This window comes from Nonomuraea sp. NPDC048892 (assembly GCF_040649735.1).
Taxonomy (GTDB): domain Bacteria; phylum Actinomycetota; class Actinomycetes; order Streptosporangiales; family Streptosporangiaceae; genus Nonomuraea; species Nonomuraea maheshkhaliensis.
The window spans coordinates 101068-119523 of record NZ_JBEZFZ010000029.1; the positions used below are offsets into that span (position 1 = coordinate 101068).

Genomic DNA, 18456 nt, shown 5'->3' on the forward strand with positions numbered 1-18456 from the left:
GCTCAGGCCCCCGTCAGGGCGCGGATGCGGGTGGCCTGGTCCGGGGTGAGGCCGCGGGGGCCCTCCGACAGGGCACGGCGGGAATCCATCGGGCGGTAGGCCGTACGCGACAAACCGGACCAGGCGAAGCCGGAGCCCGCGCCCTCGCCCGCCTCGTGGCAGCAGGCCCTGGTGATGCGGCGTTCGGCGGCGGGGGTCCAGGGCAGCCCGGCGTACGCGTACAGGCGCCGGAAGGCGGGCACCGGGTCGGCGGCCAGCGACTCGTACGACGTGACCAGGATGCCCGGCGTGCGCTCCAGGATCGCCCTGGTCACCCGCCACAGCGCCGCCGCCTTGGCCAGCCGGTCCTGGGAGCCGACGAGCGAGCGCAGCTCCAGCAGCTCGGGATGGTCGCGGACGAGCAGCGGCTGTTCGAGCAGCTCGTGGAAGTACACCGTCCAGCCCAGTCGCTCCCAGCTGGCCACGAACGACACCGGATCCCGTACGAGGGCGATGACCCGGCAGCCGAGCCGGCGCGCGAACCAGCCCGCGCTCAGCACCGCGAACGGGTCGTCGAGCAGCGCCCTCCGCCCGGCCAGGCGGCCGAGGGTGAAGGCGGTGCCGTAGCGGAGCAGGCGCGCCAGATCGTACGGGGACCGGTTCGCACGCAACTCGGCCAGCCACCGGTACCGCAGGGCCGCCGTGTCGCGGAAGGCGGGCAGCCAGAGGTCGGAGTTGTCGTCGCAGATGTACTGGAACCGGTGCGTGACCTGGGCGGACAGCACCCCGGGGCAGCGGCCGGGAGGGTGCTGGGGGTTGAGCGGCTCGTTGACGTAGACCAGGTCGCCGCCGGCGGCGAGCATCTTGCCCGTCCAGCTCGTCCCGCTCCGCGGCAGGCCCGTCACCAGCACCGTCATGCCGCCGCCCAGCCGCGTACGCGCAGGGCCGCGAGGGTGTGGCGGCCGAAGGGGTGCAGCCCGTAGCGGCGGTGCAGTTGCCACAGGGGGAGCAGGTTCTTCACCAGCACGCCCCCCGACCAGCCGGCCACCGCTCCGAGCGCGCCGTGGGCCGGGACCAGCGCCAGGTCGAGCAGCACGGTGCAGCCGACGGCGGCCAGCAGGTTGAGCAGGCTCGTGCCGGTATGTCCGGCGGCGGTCAGGACGACGTCCACCATCCCGCACGCGGTGGCCACCATCATCGTCCCGGCCAGCACCAGTGCCACGGGCACGGCGGAGCCGTACGAGGGCCCGAACAGCCGCAGCACCCACGGCGCGAGCCCCGCGTAGGCCAGCCACACCGGCCAGGTGAGCAGCACCAGCCAGACGGTGGCCGCCTGGTACAGCTCCCCGGCCCGCTCCTGCTCGCCCGCGGCCAGCGCTCTGACCAGCCCGGTCTGCACCGCCTGTGCCAGCCCCTGGTTGGCCAGTTGCCCGACCACCTTGAACCGGGTCGCGGCCGTGTAGACGGCGGCCGGCGCGGGCCCGGCGAGCACGGCCACGATGACGATGTCCATCCGCTGAAACACCGCCTGGATGGCGCCGGCGGCCGAGCGCGGCGCGGTGTAGCGCCACAGGTCCCTCCCGGTCCCCGGCAGGTACGCCGTGCGCGGCGCCCGCCCCCGCAGCCCGGCCGCGGCCAGCACCAGCGCGGGCAGGTACGGAGCCCCCCACGCCACCGGCAGCCACGAGGCCGGCGTCCCGGCCACTGCCAGAGCGGCCACCAGCACGAGCTGGCAGGCCGGCACCAGCATCCCGTCCAGCAGCACGGTGGGCCGCAGCGACCCGAACCCCCGGGTGGCGGCCAGCAGCACGTCCACCACCACCATGACGGGCAGCAGCGCCGCCAGCGGCCCGATGCGCGGGTACAGCACGACCGCCGCCCCCGCCGCCACCAGCACGCAGGGCACGAGCGCCGCCCGCAGGTAGCCGGAGATGCCGCGATAGCCGTACGTCCTGGCCCGCGCGATGAAGTAGATGAGCCCGTTGCCCGCGTCCAGCTTGGCGACGCCCGCCACCATGAGCGCGAGCGCGGTCGCGGTGAAGAACCCGCCGGCCTCGGCCGCCGGATACGCCCTGGTCACCACCACCACGAGGACGAACTGGGCGAGCGCGCTGAAAGCGGCCCCGCTGACCCCGGCCAGCCCTCTGCGGAAGGTCACCGCCGCCACGAGGGCTCACCGCCCAGCCAGCGCGTCAGCCGCGCGTCGTACGGCGCGAAGTGCTCCCGCAGAGACCGGGCGAGCTCCTTCGGCACCCGGCGCGGCAGCGAGCGCCCGTTGTGCCGCTCGAACACGGGATAGCCCACGTGCGGCACCCGCAGGAACTCCAGCACCCGATCGTAGGCCGCCTCGGGATCGGTGAAGAAGCGGTGGCTGTCGAGCACGAGGATGCGCTGGTGGCCGATCAGCGGCTCCAGCCGGTCGAGCTGGTCGGCGTAGCGGCCCCTGGCCAGGTAGGCGTGGTGGCGGTGGGAGTGGTGCAGCGCGTACGGGGACTCCCTGAGCAGGTTGTCGGCCCCGGCCAGGCGCTCCGGCTCGAGCTCCAGAGCCCGCTCGAAGTGCGACTCCGTCTCGAAGCCCCTGGCCAGCTCGTGGGCGTGGGCGGAGCAGGCCCGTTCGACCGGGTCGCGGACCAGCACGATCAGCTTGACGCCGGGCAGGTCGGCGGCGATGCGCTCGCCGGCCAGCGGGTGGAACAGGTAGTAGGGAGAGGACTCGTAGGCGTGGGCGCGGCTGCCGTACCGGTGGCCGAGCAGGGCCGCGCTCATCCGCAGCGGGAAGTGCGACTGGTACCAGTTCAGGCCGTGCTCGTAGCCGACGTCGAAGTAGTGCACCCCCTTGCGCAGCACCGGCTTGAGCAGCAGCGGATGCTGGGCCAGGGCGCGGTAGAGCGACGTGGTGCCGCACCGCTGCGCGCCCGTGATCAGGAACGACGGCAGCAGGCGGGCCCCCGAGGTGAACCGGCCGGTTGCCAGCGACAACGACAGCACCGATCGCTTCATGGTCTTCACGTGAGCAGCTCCTCGTGGTCGACGGCCGGGTTGAGCCAGGACTCCGGCGGCCCGAGCGGGGTGTGGCCGTCGGCGGCGTGCCGGTCGGCCAGGGCGATGAGGTAGCGCATGGCGGTCTGCTTGGCCGCCGCGGCGGCCAGTCCGAGGGGCGCGAGCGTTCGTACGGAGCGGGCCACGCACGCGCGGGCCGCGACCGGCGGCGCCATCCTGCGCAGCGCCCGCTGGAAGAGGTGGTGCACGGCGTCGAACCCGTAGGGGACGCCGATCTCGTACCGCTCCCAGTCCCACACCAGCAGCCGGCCGTCGGGGGCGTTGCCGAGGTTCCACGGGGAGAAGTCGCCGTGCCAGGCCGGGCGCGGGCCGCCGGTGCCGGCGATCTCCTTGATCGCGTCCAGCAGCAGCCGCTCGGGGACCCGGCCGCGCCGCACCGGCAGCGGTGACAGGGCCAGCACCGACAGGCCGCGCCAGTCGCCGTGGTGCAGCACCGTGGGGACGGTGACGGTGTCGAGGGCCAGCCCGGCCAGCCGGCGCAGCGCCGCCGCCTCGGCCGTGACCAGCGCGCGGGCCCGCGCGGTGTCGCCGATCTTCACGAACGCCAGCCGCCGCCCGCCGGAGCGGGCCTCCAGGACGGGCTTGCGGTTGGCCCGCAGCGCGGGACGTACGTGAAGAACGGTCTCCACCGGCCGCTCGAACACCTCGCTCAGGTACGTGGTGATGGAGTCCTCGACCGGCACCGCGATCCGCGCCCCCATGTGCCACCAGCGGCGCGGCGCCAGCCTGCGCGGCACGCGGGCGTGCGGCAGCAGCGTGTACGCCCGCGCGGGACCGCCCCCCGGATACAGCAGCCGCACGGTCTCCTCCAGGTAGCCGAGACGGACGGCGGAGTCGTTCATGAGTTCCTCCACAGGAGGGCGAACGAGACGAGATACAGGCTGAGCGGCGTGACCAGGCCGTCGTAGACGAACATGTAGAGCAGCACCAGCCCCATCACGAGCACCCCGGCCAGCCCGACGGGGCTGCGGTCGCGCCAGTGGCGGCGGATCGCCCCCAGGAAGAACGCCACGTAGAGGGCCGCCCCCGTGAACCCCTGCGTGATGATCAGCAGCCAGAGTTGCCCGTCGCTGCCCAGCGGCGGATGCCCGCAGGTGTCGCACCAGCCGGTCTTGCCCGTGGTGATCGAGCGGTGGCTGCCCAGGGCGTTGCGGGTGTTGCCGTAGCCGATGACGGGCGAGTGACCGGCGGCGGCGAGGGTCGCGGAGATCGTGAAGGCGCGGATGTCGTTGGAGTGGGGCCGGTCCAGCCGCTGCGTGACCAGGCCCGCCAGCGGGCTGAGCGTGAACGCCAGCGCCGCCGCCACCACCGCGCCGCAGAGCGCGACCCTGGTCCGCCCTCCGACCCGGACGATCACGTACAGCACGGCCAGGCCGAGCCCGATCCACAGGCCGCGGTTGAGCGAGTACACGATCGGGATGGCGGCCAGGGCCAGCACGACCGCGACGAACACCCGGTGCCGCGTCCTGCCGTGCACCCACCAGCCGACCACGAACCAGACCAGCAGCACCGAGGCGTTGCTGCCCCAGGCGTTGGCCCACTCGTACGGCGCCTCCGGCCTGGGCATGGCGAAGCCGAGCACCTTCTGCGTCTGGGCGGCGGTGGGATGGATGAGGTTGCGCACGAACGAGTTGCCGCTGATCCACTCGGGCAGCACCAGCTCCAGCGGCGAGGTGAAGGAGAAGGCGGGGAGGAACACGCCGAGCAGCCCGCCCGCGACCGTGGTGACGAACAGCACGCCCAGCATGCGCACCAGGCGCAGCTGCGGCAGCTCCCGCTCGGTGAGGTTGCCCAGGTAGAGCACCATGATCAGGGCCGAGCAGTAGAGCCCCAGGCGCATGCCGTAGCCGATGATCCGGCCGGCGCCGAGCTCGCCGTACGTGCCCGGCGGCGTCTCGGCCAGCATCAGCGCGCTGATCAGGTAGCCGGCCAGCAGCAGCGCCCACAGCCCGAACCCCCGGGGCACCCTGATCGGGCGGCGCCGCCACAGCAGCACCGCCATGGGCCCGGCCAGCACGATCACCGACAGCCCGCCGAACCCGAGGGCCCACCAGATCGGGTAGCCCACCAGCAGCGCCGCGATGGGCCACGCGGCCGTCGTCACGTCGGATGACCCGGCCGCCGCGGGTGGTGGAGGGCCTGCATGGGGGTGGTCTCGGCCGCGGTGCCCGGCTCCAGCTCGCCGGTCGCGACGAGCTTGCCGAGCGGGGTGTGCGGGAGCGGCTCCAGCAGGGGTACGAACGACGGCACCGCGTCGGTGGCCGTCACCACGCCGATGACGGGAACGTCGTGCCGGGCGAGCCGGGTCACGGTGGCGGTGACCTCCCCGGCCCGCACCAGGCCGAGCCCCACCAGCAGCACGGCGGCGTCGGCCCTGGACAGGTCGCGTACGTCGGTGCCGTCGAGCACGACCAGCGGTGCGCTGATCGACAGCGGCTCGGCCAGGGCGGAGGCGTACAGGTCGGCGGGCAGTGCCTTGACCAGCAGCCGCTTGCCCGGGCAGGCGGAGACCACGGCGCCGGCCAGCTCGTGCAGCGTGCCGTGCTCGCGCGGGCCCGACAGGTCGCTGAGCACGGGCAGGCCGGTGAGGCGTTCGACGTCGGCGGCGGTCCGCAGCCGCGTGTCGAGGCGGTCGCGGGCGTAGGCGGCGGCCGAGCCGATCAGCAGCCCGGCCATCAGCCCGGTGCCGAGGTGCAGCGGCAGGCTGGGGGAGCTGGGCTCGGCGGGCGGGACGGCCTGGCTGATGACGGAGCCGGGGGTCACGGCGACGGTCCTGAGCGCGTCGTACTTGAGCGCCAGGTTGGCCGCCTGCCGGTTGAGCACGCCCTGGCGCTGCGCGGCGATGGCGTGCTCCGCGCCGCCCTTGGGCAGCGTGCCGAGCTGCTTGATCACCGTGTCGATGCCGGCGTTGACCTGCTTGAGCTTGCTCAGCACCGCTTCCTGCTGCTCGGCCATGGAGGTGAGCGCGCTCTCGCGCCGGTTGGCGAGGTAGGCCCGCGCGTAGGCCCTGGACCGCGCGGCCGCGGCGGTGGGGTCGGCGGCGGTCACCGAGATCCACAACACCGCCGAGTTGGGCGGCACGGAGACCTCGGCCGGTTCGAGCACGTCGGCGCCCAGCTCTCTGGCCGCCCTGGCCGCGACCACGGCCGACTGCGCGACCTGGGCCTCGGTGTCGAGGTTGAGCGCCTCGCGCTGGCGGCTGGTCACCTGGTTGGCCTGCTCCTGCGGGCCGACGGGCATGACCAGCACCTGCGTGGTGGCGGTGTAGGCGGGCGGGACGAAGCGCATGAGCGCGAGGCCTGCGGTGCCGCCGACGACCACGCAGCCCACCAGGAGCAGCCACCGCCTGCGCAGCAGCGACAGATGCTCGTCCAGGTCGGTGCCGGAGCTCATGAGCGCCCACTATAGGCGGGCCGGTAATTGGCCCGGCTGAATACTCAAGATTTTCTCCGGAAAGGCCATATAGAAGCCTCCCGATAAATGGAAATTTCGGGAAATTTGGAACGTCACCTCGCGGCTATGAACTGGAGAGACTTCCACACTGGCTGAAGTTCCAGGAATGACATGGCAAGGTTCAGGTGTGACAGGCGGGGGTCGTTCGACGAAGGGGTTGGAAGGCTTTGCAGCTACGGGGAATTTCGCGAAACGCAACATTCCGCGGCGTCATCCTGGCCGCGGTCGCGGCACTGACCGCCTGCTCCAGTGCCGAGGGCTCACGCGCGGTGCCGCCGGCCGGGGCGCCCGCGGTGAAGGAGGCGGGCTCGCCCGCCTGCACCGCCACCTCCAGGCTCATCCCGTCGTGCGGCGCATGGTGGGGGATGGCGCCCGAGGTGTTCACCGGTGCGCCGGTGGAGCAGGCGCTGCACGGGGCCGAGTCGCGCATGGGCGTGGCGGCCGACGTGGTGCACGTCTATCACCGGGGCGGCGAGTTGTTCCCCACCGGGGCCGAGGTGCGGCTGGCCCGCGATCCCGCCAGGCCGCGGCTGCTCATGATCAACTGGAAGCCGTCGCTCGACCGGACCTGGGCCGAGATCGCCGGCGGCGCGCTCGACGCCAGGATCGACCGGCTGGCCGCCCACCTGCGGCGCACCTTCCCCGAGCGGTTCTTCCTCACCCTGCACCACGAGCCCGAGAACGACGTCGATCCGTCGTCGGGGTCGGGCATGCAGGCCACCGACTACGCCGCCATGTTCCGCCACGTCGTGCTGCGGCTGCGGGCCGGGGGCGTGCGGAACGCCGTCGTCGTCATGACGTACATGGGGGCGCCCAACTGGGCGGCCGAGACCTGGTTCGAGGACCTCTACCCCGGTGACGACGTGGTCGACTGGGTGGCGATGGACCCCTACGCCGACGACCGCGTCCAGGACTTCGACGGGCTCGTGAACAAGACGCGCAAGGAATATCCGCAGTGGCCCGGCTTCTACCGGTGGATGCAGGCGCGCTTCCCCGGCAAACCGGTCATGGTGGCGGAGTGGGGGGTGTTCGAGCGGCCGCGCGACCGGGCGTTCAAGCGAAGATTCTTCGAGTCCGTACGCACCCAGATCCAGCGGTATCCGCAGATCAAGGCGCTGCTCTACTTCGACTCCCCGCAGGCCCCGCGCGGCGACACCAGCTTCGACTCCGACTCGGGGGCCGACAAGGCGTTTAGCGAGCTGGCTCGAGATCCGTACTTCCGCTCGACGCCCGTGCCGCGGCCCTGACCCGCAACCTCCAGCCGGTGACGGTCACGAGCGTCGCCGCCGCCAGCGCACCGACGGTGAGCGCGTCGCCCGCGCCGAGGAGCTTGAGCGCGGAGGCGAGCAGGACGATCGCCAGCAGGGCTCTGATCAGGCCGCCCGGCGCCCGCGAGGAGATCCTGGCGCCCAGGTAGACGCCCGGGATCGAGCCGATGAGCAGCGACACCGTGAGGTCCATCCGGAAGTCGCCGAACAGCAGGTGGCCGAGCGCGGCGGAGACGACCAGCGGCACGGCCTGCACCAGATCGGTGCCGACGAGCTGGTTGGCCTTGAGTGCCGGGTAGAGGACGAGCAGGGCCACGATGATCAGGGATCCCGAGCCCACGGAGGAGACGCCCACGACCACGCCGCCCACCATACCGACCAGTAGGGTCGGAATTGGGCGCACGACGATCTCCCGTGGGCTCGCCGCGCCGCCCTCCTGGCGGGACGCGAGCCAGGACTTGACCGCCATCCCCGCCACGGCCAGCAGCAGGGCGACGCCGAGGGCGTACTTGACCCCGTCGGTCACCGCGAACGCCCTGGCCAGGAAGACCCCGCAGAAGGCCGCCGGCACCGAGCCCGCGCACAACCAGCCGACCAGCCGCAGGTTGACCGTGCCCCGGCGCAGGTGCACGACGCCGCCGACCGGCTTCATCACGGCCGAGGCCACCAGGTCGCTGGAGACCGCGGCCAGCGGCGGGACGTTGAAGAACAGCATCATCATCGGGGTCATCAGGGCCCCGCCGCCCATCCCGGTCAGCCCGACCACGATCGCGACCAGGAACGAGCCCGCGATCAGGGCCCAGTCGATCAACGGACCCACCCTCCGCCCTTCAGGATGTCGAGCACCCGGGACACGGCCGCATCGATCGAGATGTGGGTGGTGTCGATCACCAGGTCGGCGTCGTCGGGCTCCTCGTAGGGGTCGGAGACGCCGGTGAACTCGGGGATGAGGCCGGCGCGGGCCTTGGCGTACAGGCCCTTGCGGTCGCGCCGCTCGCACTCCTCCAGCGGCGTGGCGACGTGCACGAGCAGGAAGTCGGCCCCGACCGACTCGACCATCTCGCGCACCTCCTCGCGGGTGGCCGCGTAGGGGGCGATCGGGGCGCAGATGGCCAGGCCGCCGTGGCGGGCGGTCTCGGCGGCGACGAAGCCGATGCGGCGGATGTTGAGGTCGCGGTCGGCCTTGGAGAAAGTCAGGCCCTTGGACAGCAGGTGGCGCACCACGTCGCCGTCGAGGTAGGTCACCGTGCGGGTGCCCAGTTCGAGCAGCGCGTCGCGCAGGCCGCGGGCGATCGTGGACTTGCCCGAGCCGGACAGGCCGGTGAAGAAGACCACCAGGCCGCGGCGGTGGGGCGGGCCGGGGATGTGCACGGGGTCGGGTCCTGCCAGGTGTTCGGTGGCGCCGTAGGCGGTGGCGACGTGTTCGCGCAGCTCCAGGTCGATCTCGGGCTCGTCGCGTGGCGCGAGGGGGACGGGGACCACGAGGGTGCCGGCGGGCAGGCGTTCCTGGGCGCGTAGCGCGGCGCGGACGAGGGCGGGGCCCGGCTCGCCGTACGCGAGGGGGAGCAGGAGGATCACCGCGTCGAGCTCTTTCGCGGTGTCGGCGATCTCGGAGAGGTCGTCGAGCGGGCCGCGCATGGTGACGGCGAGCGCGGGCCGCCCGCCGAGCTCCTCCCTGACCTGGGCAGGGGTACGCCGCAGGCGGGCGAACGGGCCGTGCTCAGGAGTGCCGAGCCCCTTGATCGGCCCGGAGGTGAGCCCGTCGGGCTCGTGGGCGGTGACGGTCAGCACGGCCAGCGGCAGGCCCTCGGGGTCGAGCAGGGTGACCTCGTCGCCGGGTGAGACGCTGGCGGGCAGGTGGAGGGTGACCGGCGCGGGCCAGCGGGTGCCGTCGGCGAGGGTGCCGCGCTCGTGGACGGTGTGCAGGTCGTCGTGGCCGAGGAACCCGGTCAGCGGCTCGAACGCGCCCGACAGCAACAGTTCGAGGTCGGCCAGCTCGCGCGGGTCGGGGGTCCACTCCACGGTTCCTACATCCCAACTATTCCGATTGAATTGGTAGGAAAAGAGCATACCGACTGATAACAGTGTGCCGCTAGATGAGCCTGGCGAAGTGGTGCTGGGGTTTCCTGATCACCATCGTGATCTCGTCGTGAGAGGCGGGGAAACGATTGTGGGTCAGGCGCGACATCAGCGCGACCGCGGCGGCGCCGAGCCGGCGCGAGCGGGCCGGGCCGCTGGTGGTGCGCTCGTCGTCGGTGATCATGAGGCCGCGGCTGAGGCAGAACGCGTGCAGGCCGTCGCTCGACGCCAGCGGCCCGTAGACCCTGGGCAACGGGCCCGGCGTGCCCGGTGGCACCAGGACCCGCCACAGCAGGCGGCGCAGCCACGAGGGCGTGATCCGGTCGAGCAGTCCGTAGGCCGACCCGCGGTCGCGTACGCGCACCAGCACCAGCCCGCCAGGCCGCAGCGCCAGCAGCAGCCGGTCGAACACCAGCTCCGCGTGCTTGACCCGCTCCAGCAGGAACGACAGCTGGATGACGTCGAAACCGCGCGGCGGCAGCGGCGCCGAGCGCAGGTCGCCGAGCGAATAGGCCACCAGGTCGGCCCGCTCGGCCACCACCCTCCTGATCGCCGGATGGTTCTCGTCGACCCCGGTCGCCCGCGTCTCGACGTGGTCGAGCACCAGGGGCTCACCGTGCGCGCAGCCGGCGACCAGCACGTCGAGCCGCCTGTCCGGCCGCCCCGCGCAGTGTTCGCGGACCCGCTCACCGAAGAGGTCGCCTCGCTGGGCGACCGATCGCACCTCAGACATGTGACCTACAGTAATCAATCAAGCCGGATCGGTAAGGCATTTCCCTGCTAGCGTCCTGCCCCGTGAACGATCCCCTCGACGAGCAGGTCTATGTCGGCAACGCCGGTGTGGACGGCGCGCTCGACCACGGCTGGCTGCTCGGTCACTTCAAGCCCCCCGGCGACCCCCGCCACAGTGACGACGTCGAGATCAAGTGGGGCGTGCACCCGCAGGGCGACGAGCGGGCGCAGTGGGTCGAGGGCGAGGCGCGCACGGCCCTGCTCGTCCTGATCAGCGGCCGCTTCCGGGTGGAGCTGCCGGGCCGCAGCGTGCTGCTGGCCGAGCCGGGCGACTACGTGGTCTGGGGCAAGGGCGTGGACCACTCCTGGCGGGCGGAGGAGCCGTCCACCGTGCTGACCGTGCGCTGGCCGTCCGTGCCTGGTTATCGGGTCGAGTGAGGTCGGGAGCGGCGAGTAGTCTGGAACGAGACCCCCGCGACCTGACACATCCGGGGGTAGTCGTGTTGCCGTCGTGGGGCTGTGGGCGTATCTGATGAGTCTTTCCGGACTACTTGACCTTGTTCGCGCCGACCCGAGACTGACCGCCGCTCTCGAAGAGGGCGGCGACGTCGCGCTGATCGCGCCGTCCGCGCTGCGGCCGTTCGGCGTGGCCGCGCTGGCCGGGCACGATCAGCGGACCGTTCTGGCCGTCACCGCGACCGGGCGCGAGGCGGAAGACCTCGCCGCCGCGCTGACCAGCCTCATCGAGCCCGGCTCCGTGGCGGTCTTCCCGGCCTGGGAGACGCTGCCGCACGAGCGGCTCTCGCCGCGCAGCGACACCGTCGGCCAGCGGCTGGCGGTGCTGCGCAGGCTGGCCCACCCGGTCAAGGGTGACACCGCCGCCGGGCCGCTCAGCGTGATCGTGGCGCCGGTCAGGGCGCTGCTGCAGCCGATCGTGAAGGGCCTCGGCGATCTGGAGCCGATCAGGCTGCGCGCCGGTGACGACGCCGACCTCGACGACGTCGTCGGCAACCTGGTCACCAACGGCTACCACCGCGTGGACATGGTGGAGAAGCGCGGTGAGGTGGCCGTGCGCGGCGGGCTGCTCGACGTGTTCCCGCCCACCGAGGAGCATCCGCTGCGACTGGAGTTCTGGGGCGACACGGTCGAGGAGATCCGCTGGTTCAAGGTGGCCGACCAGCGCTCCCTTGAGGCGGCGGAAGACGGCCTGTTCGCGCCGCCCTGCCGCGAGCTGCTGCTGAACGACGAGGTCAGGCAGCGGGCGCGCGAGCTGGCCGAGGAGCATCCGGCCCTGGCCGAGGTGCTCGACCAGCTCGCCGAGGGCACGCCGGTCGAGGGCATGGAGGCGTTCGCGCCCGTGCTGGCCGGCGAGATGGACCTGCTGCTCGACCACCTGCCGGTCAGGTCGGCCGTGTTCGTCTGCGACCCCGAGCGGATCAGAGGCCGGGCCGAGGAGCTCGTACGCACCTCGCAGGAGTTCCTCGAAGCCTCGTGGATCAACGCGGCGGCCGGCGGTGAGGCGCCCATCGACCTGGGCGCGGCCGCGTTCCGCTCGCTGGAGGAGATCCGCGACCACGCCGACGCGCTCGGGCAACCGTGGTGGACGATCGCGCCCTTCGGCAACGGGGTCGAGCTCGACGCCCACGACTCCGAGGCCTATCGGGGCGACACCGCCAAGGCGCTGGCCGACATCAAGGGCTGGCTGGCCGAGGACAAGGCCGTCGTGCTGCTCAGCGAGGGCCACGGCCCGGCCGAGCGCATGGTCGAGCTGCTCAAGGGCGTCGACGTCCCTGCCAGGCTGCACCAGTTCCTGGACAAGGCACCCGAGGCCAAGGTCGTGCACGTCTCGACCGGCCTGATCGAGCACGGCTTCATCACCCCCGGCCTGGCCGTGCTCACCCACCTCGACCTGGTCGGCCAGAAGGCCTCCACGAAGGACATGCGCCGGCTGCCCTCACGCCGCCGCAACATGGTGGACCCGCTGCAGCTCAAGGTCGGCGACCACGTGGTGCACGAGCAGCACGGCGTCGGCCGCTACATCGAGATGGTGCAGCGCACGGTGCAGGGCGCCACCCGCGAATACCTCGTCATCGAATACGCCAAGGGCGACCGGCTCTACGTGCCGACCGACCAGCTCGACGAGGTCACCCGCTACGTCGGCGGCGAGGCGCCCACGCTCAACCGCATGGGCGGCGCCGACTGGGCCAAGGCCAAGTCCCGCGCCAAGAAGGCGGTCAAGGAGATCGCCGGCGAGCTGATCAGGCTCTACTCCGCGCGCATGGCCTCGCCGGGACACGCGTTCGGCACGGACACGCCCTGGCAGCGCGAGATGGAGGACGCCTTCCCCTACGCCGAGACCGGCGACCAGCTCGAAGCCATCGACGAGGTCAAGCGCGACATGGAGCGCGGCGTCCCGATGGACCGGCTGATCTGCGGCGACGTCGGCTACGGCAAGACCGAGATCGCGGTGCGGGCGGCGTTCAAGGCGGTCCAGGACGGCAAGCAGGTCGCGGTGCTGGTGCCCACGACGCTGCTGGTGCAGCAGCACATGTCCACCTTCGCCGAGCGCTTCTCCAGCTTTCCCGTCGCGATCAGGGCGGTCTCCAGGTTCCAGACCGACGGCGAGGTCAAGGGCACGCTCGAAGGGCTGCGGTCGGGCGCGGTCGACGTCGTGATCGGCACCCACCGGCTGCTCAGCCCCGAGGTCAGGTTCAAGGATCTCGGCCTGATCATCATCGACGAGGAGCAGCGGTTCGGCGTCGAGCACAAGGAAGCCATGAAGCACCTGCGCACGCAGGTCGACGTCCTGGCCATGTCCGCCACGCCGATCCCGCGCACGCTGGAGATGGGCCTGACCGGCATCCGCGAGATGTCCACCATCCTCACGCCGCCCGAGGAGCGGCATCCGATCCTCACGTTCGTGGGGCCGTACGAGGAGAAGCAGATCGGCGCCGCGATCCGGCGCGAGCTGATGCGCGACGGGCAGATCTTCTTCGTGCACAACCGGGTCGCCTCGATCAACCGGGTGGCCGCGCGGCTGCGCGAGCTGGTGCCCGAGGCGCGCATCGCGGTGGCGCACGGGCAGATGAACGAGCACCAGCTCGAAAAGATCATGATCGGCTTCTGGGAACGCGAGTACGACCTGCTCGTCTCTACCACGATCGTCGAGTCCGGGCTCGACGTGCCCAACGCCAACACGCTGATCGTGGACCGGGCCGACAACTACGGCCTGTCGCAGCTGCACCAGTTGCGCGGGCGCGTCGGGCGGGGCAGGGAGCGCGGCTACGCCTACTTCCTCTACCCGCCGGAGAAGCCGCTGACCGAGACCGCCCACGAGCGGCTGGCCACGATCTCGCAGCACACCGAGATGGGCGCCGGCATGTACGTCGCCATGAAGGACCTGGAGATCCGCGGCGCGGGCAACGTGCTGGGCGCCGAGCAGTCGGGGTTCATCGCGGGCGTGGGCTTCGACCTGTACGTCCGGCTCATGGCCGAGGCCGTGCAGGAGCAGAAGGCCAAGCTGACCGGCGCCGAGGTCCAGGAGGAGCAGCACGACGTCAAGGTCGAGCTGCCGATCAACGCCCACATCCCGCACGACTACGTGACCTCCGAGCGGCTGCGGCTGGAGGCGTACAAGCGGATCGCGGCCATCGTCTCCATCGAGAACATCACCGAGGTGCGCGACGAGCTGACCGACCGCTACGGCAAGCCGCCGGTGGAGGTGGAGAACCTGCTGGAGGTGGCCAGGTTCAGGATCAAGGCGCGCGCGGCCGGGCTCACCGACGTCACGCTGCAGGGCCAGAACATCAAGTTCGGCCCCGCCAGGCTGCGCGAGTCGCAGCAGGTCCGGCTCGACCGGCTGTACAAGAAGGCGATATACAAGCAGGCGGCGGAGACGCTGCTGGTGCCCGTGCCCAAGACCAAGCCGCTGGGCGGGCAGCCGCTACGCGACCTCGACCTGCTCAAATGGTGCGGCGATCTGGTCGAGGCGATGTTCCTCGAGCCCGCCCGGGTAAGCTAGCGGCGGTTTTCGGGTCGGAAAGGGACGTACGTGAAGTCGATACGAGTGGCTGTGACCGCCGCGGCGGTGGTCGTAGGACTGACCGCCTGCTCCTCGCCCATGCACGCGGGCGCCGCGGCCGTGGTGGGAAACGAGCGCATCTCGACGAGCAAGCTGAGCGCTGACACGCAGGCCTACCTGGCCGCGCTGAAGCAGAACCAGCTCGACGAGAAGGCGCTGGGCGTGCCGGCCACCCAGGTCGTGCTGCAGCGCCTGGTCAACGTGAGCATCTCCAAGCAGCTCATGGCGCGCTACAACGTAGCGGTGAGCGAGACCGAGATCGACGCCGCGCTCAAGGACCCGGGCCAGTTCGAGTCGCCGCAGATCAACCTGCTGGCCAACGGCGTCTCGCCCAACGACGCCCGCGACTACGGCCGCATCATGGTCGGCCTGTCGAAGCTGCAGCAGCAGTTCGGCGGCGAGGCGGGCCGGCAGAAGCTGGGCCAGGAGTTCGCCTCCATCAAGACGGTCTTCAACCCCCGCTACGGCGCGCTCAACCCGCAGCGCTCGCAGGAGAACCCGGCGCTGTTCCTCGACACCGGCAGATTCGGCAAGCAGATCGAGCAGGCACAGCCGCAGCAGCAGCCGCAGGGCTGACCGTGCCGCTGATCGTCGTCACCACCTCGCCCAGGGTCGCGCCGGGCCTGCTGAGCCACCAGGCCTGGCAGGCCTTGCGCTCGGGCCCTGTGCTCACCGGCTCGGCCGCCCATCCGCAGCTGCCCTACCTGGCAGAGGCCGGGATCGAGGCCGAGGTCGTCGAGCCCGACCCGCCCGCGCTGGCGCGGCGCGCGGTCGCCGAGACCGTGGTGTGGCTGGCGCCGGTGTCGGAGCCCGAGGCCGAGGACTTCATGCGGGGCGTGGGACACGCGGCCATCGCGCTCGACGAACCGCCGGTGATCGAGGTCGTGCCGGGGTCGTACGACCTGCCGGGGGCGCGGGTGCTCGACCTGGTGGGCGTCATGGACCGGCTACGCACCGAGTGCCCGTGGGATCGTAAGCAGACGCACGAGACGCTGGTCCCGTACCTGCTCGAAGAGGCCTACGAGGTGCTGGAGACCATCGAGCAGGGCGACCACGCGGCGCTGCGCGAGGAGCTGGGCGACCTGCTGCTGCAGGTGGTCTTCCACGCGCGGGTGGCCGAGGGCTTCGACGTGGACGACGTGGCCGCCGGGATCGTCGAGAAGCTCGTCCGCCGCCATCCCCACGTCTTCGGCTCCGTGCGCGCCGAGAGCGCCGACGAGGTCAACGCCAACTGGGACGCCATCAAGGCGGCCGAGCGGGCCGCCAAGGGGCGCGAGTCGGTGCTCGAAGGGGTGCCGATGGGCCAGCCGGCGCTGTCGCTGGCCGCCCAGCTGCTGCGCAGGGCCGAGCGGGCGGGGGCGCCCGAGTCGCTTTCCTCCGCGGTCGGGCAAGGGGTCGCGCGCGAGCTGTTCGACCTGGTCCGGCGGGCCGCCGAGGCCGGGCTCGACGCGGAGGCCGAGCTGAGGTCCGCGGCGCGGGCCTACCGCGAACGGGTCCGCACGTGGGAGTCGGCGAGCGACTGAGCCGTGCGCGACGAGCGGCCAGAGGCGAGCGACTGAGCTCGCCGCGACGGGGCCGTCTGGAGACCGCGCGGGTGCACGCCCGAGCAGCCCTGGCGGGCGGACGTACCGATAGGCTCTGACGGCATATCACCTTTCGATTTAGGAGCGCATCCCGTGGCTACCATCGAGGTCGTATACGCCCGCGAGATCCTCGACTCCCGGGGCAACCCCACGGTCGAGGTCGAGGTCGTGCTCGACGACGGCAGCAGCGGCCGCGCGGCCGTCCCGAGCGGGGCGTCGACCGGCCAGTTCGAGGCGGTCGAGCTGCGTGACGGCGGCAAGCGTTACGGCGGCAAGGGCGTGGAGAAGGCCGTCCTCGCCGTGACCGACGAGATCTTCGAGGAGATCAACGGGGTCGAGGCCGAGGACCAGCGCATCATCGACCAGATCATGATCGACCTGGACCGCACGCCCAACAAGGCCAAGCTCGGCGCCAACGCCATCCTGGGCGTCTCCCTGGCCGTGGCCAAGGCCGCCGCCGACAGCGCCGACCTGCCGCTCTTCCGCTACGTCGGCGGGCCCAACGCGCACGTGCTGCCCGTGCCGATGATGAACATCCTCAACGGCGGCGCCCACGCCGACACCAACGTGGACATCCAGGAGTTCATGATCGCGCCGATCGGGGCGGAGTCGTTCCGCGAGGCCGTGCGCGTCGGCACCGAGGTCTACCACGCGCTCAAGGGCGTGCTGAAGGAGAAGGGCTACGCCACCGGCCTGGGCGACGAGGGCGGCTTCGCGCCCAACCTGCCCTCCAACCGCGACGCGCTCGACCTGATCCTCGTCGCGATCGAGCGGGCCGGCTACGTGCCGGGCGAGGACGTCGCGCTGGCGCTCGACGTGGCCGCCTCCGAGTTCCACAAGGACGGCGTCTACACGATCGACGGCAAGGGCCTGTCGGCGCAGGAGCTCATCGAGTTCTACGCCGACCTGGTCGCCAGCTACCCGCTGGTGTCGATCGAGGACCCGCTCGACGAGGAGGACTGGGCCGGCTGGAAGGCCATCACCGAGGCCCTCGGCGACAAGGTGCAGCTCGTCGGCGACGACCTGTTCGTGACCAACCCCGAGCGGCTCGAGCGCGGCATCAAGGAGGGCACCGCCAACGCCCTGCTGGTCAAGGTCAACCAGATCGGCACCCTGTCCGAGACCCTCGACGCCGTGGACCTGGCCCACCGCAGCGGCTACCGCTGCATGATGAGCCACCGCTCCGGCGAGACCGAGGACACGACGATCGCCGACCTCGCCGTCGCGGTCAACTGCGGCCAGATCAAGACCGGCGCCCCCGCCCGATCCGACCGGGTGGCGAAGTACAACCAGCTGCTGCGCATCGAGGAGCTGCTCGATGACGCCGCCCGTTACGCGGGTCGCGCGGCGTTCCCGCGTTTTCGGCGCTAGTTTCGAGTACGGCTCGCGGCGCCCCTGACCCGGCCGCGAGCCGCACTTGAGGGGGTGTGCAGCAACTTGGCGAAGAGACCGCAGCTGACCGGGCGGGCCGCGATCCTGGCCGTCGTGGTGTGCGCGATCGCGATGAGCCTGGCCTACCCGGTGCGCGAGTACATCAGCCTGCGCCGCAGCATCTCCGAGCTGCGGGCGGAGAAGGCCAGGGTCGAGGCGGAGAAGCAGGCCCTGCTGGCCCGAGACCGGCAGAGCGACGACCCCAACTGGATCAAGAAGACGGCCAAGGAACGGCTCCACTACTGCGGGCCGGGCGAGAAGTGCTACGTGGTGATGGAGCCCGACCAGAGCAGGCAGCAGGCGGCGGTGAAGCAGCCCGCGGTGGTGCCGCCGTGGTACGAGACGCTGTGGGAGTCGGTGGAGGCCGCCGACAAGGGCACGGGACGCAGGGCTGTGACGGCCGCTGAGCCATCCCAGGGGCCATCCCAGGGGCCGTCCGAGGGGTCGGCTCGGGGGTCCGACGAGACTCCCGCCAAGCAGCCCACGAAGCAGTCCACCGGGCAGCCCACGAAGCAGCCTTCGAAATCGCCGGCCGGGCAGCCTGCGAAGAAGCCGACGGAACAGCCGACGAAGCCGCCGACGAAACAACCGACTGGGCCGCCCACCGGGCCGGCCATCGGACAGCCCACCAAGCAGCCGGTCGGGTGAGCCCGCCGGAGCGACCCGGCGGGGGGGCCCCGCGGGGGGGGGCCGGGTAGAGGCCCCCCCGCGGGGCCCCCCCCCCCGCGGGCACCGCGGGGGGCAGAAGGGAGGGGGGTGGGGGGGGGGAAACGCGGGGGGCCCCCCGCGC

General features: G+C 71.9%; 16 protein-coding genes. 7 read left to right on the forward strand and 9 right to left on the reverse strand.

Features of this window, described 5'->3' with window-relative positions:
• Positions 1 to 2 precede the first annotated feature (2 nt).
• From AB0C28_RS47805 to AB0C28_RS47830, 6 genes are read right to left on the reverse strand one after another with little or no spacing between them, the layout of a single operon-like run.
• Positions 3 to 896 carry a sulfotransferase gene (locus tag AB0C28_RS47805; protein WP_358082880.1) on the reverse strand — a complete coding sequence of 298 codons (894 nt, stop codon included), beginning with the start codon at positions 894 to 896 and terminating at the stop codon, positions 3 to 5.
• Complete coding sequence (locus AB0C28_RS47810) at positions 893 to 2137, reverse strand: lipopolysaccharide biosynthesis protein (RefSeq protein ID WP_358082883.1); 1245 nt, start codon at positions 2135 to 2137, stop codon at positions 893 to 895. Before AB0C28_RS47810 ends, AB0C28_RS47805 begins: the two co-directional genes overlap by 4 nt.
• Complete coding sequence (locus AB0C28_RS47815; protein WP_358082903.1) at positions 2134 to 2979, reverse strand: sulfotransferase; 846 nt, start codon at positions 2977 to 2979, stop codon at positions 2134 to 2136. Before AB0C28_RS47815 ends, AB0C28_RS47810 begins: the two co-directional genes overlap by 4 nt.
• Positions 2980 to 2984: 5 nt before the next feature.
• Positions 2985 to 3881, reverse strand: coding sequence for a hypothetical protein (locus AB0C28_RS47820; protein ID WP_357855180.1), 897 nt, complete (start codon positions 3879 to 3881; stop codon positions 2985 to 2987).
• Positions 3878 to 5143, reverse strand: a complete 1266-nt coding sequence (locus AB0C28_RS47825; RefSeq protein ID WP_357855177.1) for a hypothetical protein — start codon at positions 5141 to 5143, stop codon at positions 3878 to 3880. Before AB0C28_RS47825 ends, AB0C28_RS47820 begins: the two co-directional genes overlap by 4 nt.
• Positions 5140 to 6432, reverse strand: coding sequence for a Wzz/FepE/Etk N-terminal domain-containing protein (locus tag AB0C28_RS47830; protein ID WP_357855174.1), 1293 nt, complete (start codon positions 6430 to 6432; stop codon positions 5140 to 5142). Before AB0C28_RS47830 ends, AB0C28_RS47825 begins: the two co-directional genes overlap by 4 nt.
• 227 nt (positions 6433 to 6659) lie before the next feature.
• On the opposite strand from AB0C28_RS47830, the gene AB0C28_RS47835 reads away from it, so the two are divergent.
• Positions 6660 to 7739, forward strand: a complete 1080-nt coding sequence (locus AB0C28_RS47835) for a hypothetical protein (protein ID WP_357855171.1) — start codon at positions 6660 to 6662, stop codon at positions 7737 to 7739.
• Here AB0C28_RS47835 and AB0C28_RS47840 read toward each other — a convergent pair.
• From AB0C28_RS47840 to AB0C28_RS47850, 3 genes are all read right to left on the reverse strand, one after another.
• A complete protein-coding gene (locus tag AB0C28_RS47840) occupies positions 7684 to 8571 on the reverse strand; it encodes a sulfite exporter TauE/SafE family protein (RefSeq protein ID WP_357855168.1) in 888 nt (295 codons plus the stop codon). The genes AB0C28_RS47835 and AB0C28_RS47840 overlap by 56 nt on opposite strands.
• Positions 8568 to 9782, reverse strand: a complete 1215-nt coding sequence (gene cysC / locus AB0C28_RS47845; RefSeq protein WP_358082886.1) for an adenylyl-sulfate kinase — start codon at positions 9780 to 9782, stop codon at positions 8568 to 8570. Before cysC ends, AB0C28_RS47840 begins: the two co-directional genes overlap by 4 nt.
• A 70-nt stretch (positions 9783 to 9852) precedes the next feature.
• Complete coding sequence (locus AB0C28_RS47850; RefSeq protein ID WP_357855163.1) at positions 9853 to 10572, reverse strand: methyltransferase domain-containing protein; 720 nt, start codon at positions 10570 to 10572, stop codon at positions 9853 to 9855.
• A 62-nt stretch (positions 10573 to 10634) separates the two neighbouring features.
• On the opposite strand from AB0C28_RS47850, the gene AB0C28_RS47855 reads away from it, so the two are divergent.
• The 6 genes from AB0C28_RS47855 (at position 10635) to AB0C28_RS47880 (ending at position 18314) form a co-directional block, all read left to right on the forward strand.
• Complete coding sequence (locus AB0C28_RS47855) at positions 10635 to 11009, forward strand: signal peptidase I (protein ID WP_357855160.1); 375 nt, start codon at positions 10635 to 10637, stop codon at positions 11007 to 11009.
• A gap of 94 nt (positions 11010 to 11103) precedes the next feature.
• Positions 11104 to 14592 (forward strand): transcription-repair coupling factor, encoded by a 3489-nt coding sequence (gene mfd / locus AB0C28_RS47860; protein WP_357855157.1) that lies wholly within the window; start codon positions 11104 to 11106, stop codon positions 14590 to 14592.
• 30 nt (positions 14593 to 14622) lie between these two features.
• The gene (locus tag AB0C28_RS47865) at positions 14623 to 15228 is read left to right on the forward strand and encodes a SurA N-terminal domain-containing protein (RefSeq protein ID WP_357855155.1); all 606 of its coding nucleotides are present in this window, start codon (positions 14623 to 14625) and stop codon (positions 15226 to 15228) included.
• A gap of 2 nt (positions 15229 to 15230) precedes the next feature.
• Entirely contained in the window at positions 15231 to 16175 is a 945-nt protein-coding gene (locus AB0C28_RS47870) for a MazG family protein (RefSeq protein WP_358082888.1), read from the forward strand.
• Positions 16176 to 16328: 153 nt separating this feature from the next.
• Complete coding sequence (gene eno / locus AB0C28_RS47875) at positions 16329 to 17606, forward strand: phosphopyruvate hydratase (protein WP_357855149.1); 1278 nt, start codon at positions 16329 to 16331, stop codon at positions 17604 to 17606.
• A 66-nt stretch (positions 17607 to 17672) separates the two neighbouring features.
• On the forward strand, positions 17673 to 18314 hold the full coding sequence (locus tag AB0C28_RS47880) for a septum formation initiator family protein (protein ID WP_358082891.1): 642 nt from the start codon (positions 17673 to 17675) through the stop codon (positions 18312 to 18314).
• Positions 18315 to 18456 lie beyond the last annotated feature (142 nt).